The 2,930-nt window shown below is 64.6% G+C and carries 2 protein-coding genes; both read left to right on the forward strand.

The window, feature by feature from the left end:
* Positions 1-1,165, forward strand: a 1,165-nt coding sequence (locus E4K65_RS46495; protein WP_135179738.1) for a DUF1522 domain-containing protein, incomplete at its 5' end; no start/stop codon positions are given.
* A 352-nt stretch (positions 1,166-1,517) separates the two neighbouring features.
* The coding region (locus E4K65_RS46500) for a DUF1522 domain-containing protein (RefSeq protein WP_135179739.1) at positions 1,518-2,930 on the forward strand (1,413 nt) is incomplete at its 3' end.

Below are 2,930 nucleotides of genomic sequence, written 5' to 3' on the forward strand. Positions count from 1 at the left end.
GACCGGTGCTCCGAGCGTTCCGAGCGGCTTCGGTGCCAGCGGTAACGTCCTCACCGACGGCAACGGCAACTCGACCGTCTATCTGCAGGGCGGCAACGTCAACGACGTGCTGAAGGCGATCGATCTTGCCACCGGCGTGCAGACCGCGACGGTCAACGCCAACGGCACCGCGACGCTTGCGACGGCCACCGGCCAGACCAACTCGTCGATCAACGCCTCGGGCCAGCTCAAGCTCTCGACCGGCGTCAACGCCGATCTGTCGATCACCGGCACCGGCAACGCGCTGAACGCGCTTGGCCTCGCCGGCAACACCGGGACCTCGACCGCGTTCACCGCGGCCCGTACTTCCGGCGTCGGCGGCATCAGCGGCAAGACCTTGACCTTCTCCTCCTTCAACGGCGGCACGGCGGTCAATGTCACCTTCGGCGACGGCACCAGCGGCACGGTCAAGACGCTCGATCAGCTCAACACCAAGCTGCAGGCCAACAACCTGACGGCGACGATCGACGCCAACGGCCTGCTGACGGTCTCCACCACCAACGACTACGCGTCCTCGACCATCGGATCGAGCGCCGCGGGTGGTGCGATCGGCGGCACGCTCACTTCCTCGCTCACGTTCTCGACGGCTTCCACCCCCGTCCAGGACACGGTCGCCCAGACCTCGCGTGCGAACCTGGTGTCTCAGTACAACAACATCCTGAACCAGATCGACACGACCTCGCAGGACTCCTCGTTCAACGGCGTCAACCTCTTGAACGGCGACCAGCTCAAGCTGGTGTTCGACGAGACCGGCAAGTCGAACCTGAGCATCACCGGCGTGACCTACAACTCCAAGGGTCTGGGTCTCGCCGCCCTGACCAGCGGCGTTGACTTCATCGACAACTCCGCGACCAACAAGGTGCTGTCGAACCTGAACGCCGCGTCGAGCACGCTGCGCTCGGAGGCCTCGAGCCTCGGCTCGAACCTCTCGGTGGTGCAGGTTCGTCAGGACTTCAACAAGAGCCTGATCAACGTGCTGCAGACCGGTTCGTCCAACTTGACCCTGGCCGACACCAACACCGAAGCGGCCAACAGCCAGGCGCTGTCGACCCGCCAGTCCATCGCGGTCTCCGCGCTGTCGCTGGCCAACCAGTCGCAGCAGAGCGTGCTGCAGCTGCTCCGCTAACAAGCGGCAGACATCGCAAGCAAGATCCGGCGGCGGGGCTTCGGCCCCGCCGCTTTCTTTTGTGCCGGCATCAGAGTGCCGCTCGGCTGATGAAGGCATTCCGGTACAGCGAATTGCTCACTCTGAGTTATGGTTGACAAGTGGCAAACGCTTCATCGGTGTATCAAAAAGCATCATCCGATCATGACGATACGGCGAAGCCAGATGCTGCTTCGATCGCTCATATGGTGAATCCAGGCAAGGACTCCCGCGACACGCTTCATGCTTTGTTAGCCCTGGACGTTCACCTTCCCGGACATCGATTAATCCTAATCGAAGTTTGTTGCGTTGCGTACCAGAAGGGTAACACTCAATGTCCGGTATCGTTCTCTCTTCATCGGTTCGTCAGAACCTTCTTTCTCTCCAGTCCACCGCCGACCTCCTCGCCACCACACAGAGCCGTCTGTCGACCGGCAAGAGCGTCAACTCGGCCCTGGACAATCCGACCAACTTCTTCACGGCACAGTCGCTCGACAACCGCGCCAGCGACATTAACAATTTGCTCGATGGCATCGCCAACGGCGTGCAGGTGCTGCAGGCTGCCAACACCGGCATCACGTCGCTGCAGAAGCTGATCGACTCCGCGAAGTCGATTGCCAATCAGGCGCTGCAGACCACGGTCGGCTACTCCACCAAGTCCAACGTCTCCACCACTATCTCGGGTGCGACGGCGGCCGACCTGCGCGGCACGACCTCCTTTGCCAGCGCGACGGCGAGCAGCAACGTCGTGTATAGCGGCGCGGCCGGCGGCACCACGGCGGCAAGCGGCACCACGACGCTCGGCGCCACCATCGGCTCGTTCACAGGCACCGCGGGAACGGCCGGCGACGGCACCACGGCGCTGACCGGCGCCATCACCCTGATCGCCACCAACGGCACGACCGCAACCGGCCTGGCCAGCAACGCGCAGCCCGCCGACGGCGACACGCTGACCGTAAACGGCAAGACCATCACGTTCCGCAGCGGCTCGGCTCCGGCCTCGACCGCGGTTGCGTCCGGTTCTGGCGTCAGCGGTAACCTCGTCACCGACGGCAACGGCAACACCACCGTCTATCTCGGCACCGCGGGCACCCCGGCTGCGACTGTCAGCGACCTGCTGACCGCGGTCGATCTGGCCAGCGGCGTCAAGACGGTATCCATCAGCTCCGGCGCTGCGACGATCGCGACCAGCCTCAACCAGACCGCTTCGAGCGTTGGTGGCGGCGCCGTCACGCTGAAGAGCTCGACGGGTGCGGATCTGAGCGTCACCGGCAAGGCCGACCTGCTCAAGTCGCTCGGCCTGACCACGTCGGTGGGCGGCGGCAACGCCACCGTGAGCGTCAACCGGACCACGAGCTCGGGCTCGCTCGGTGCGACGATTGCGGACGGCTCGACGCTGAATGTCGACGGTCACGTCATCACCTTCAAGAACGCGCCGATCCCGGGTTCGACCGGTGCTCCGAGCGTTCCGAGCGGCTTCGGTGCCAGCGGTAACGTCCTCACCGACGGCAACGGCAACTCGACCGTCTATCTGCAGGGCGGCAACGTCAACGACGTGCTGAAGGCGATCGATCTTGCCACCGGCGTGCAGACCGCGACGGTCAACGCCAACGGCACCGCGACGCTTGCGACGGCCACCGGCCAGACCAACTCGTCGATCAACGCCTCGGGCCAGCTCAAGCTCTCGACCGGCGTCAACGCCGATCTGTCGATCACCGGCACCGGCAACGCGCTGAACGCGCTTGGC

It is taken from the genome of Bradyrhizobium niftali (assembly GCF_004571025.1).
GTDB classification, from domain to species: domain Bacteria; phylum Pseudomonadota; class Alphaproteobacteria; order Rhizobiales; family Xanthobacteraceae; genus Bradyrhizobium; species Bradyrhizobium niftali.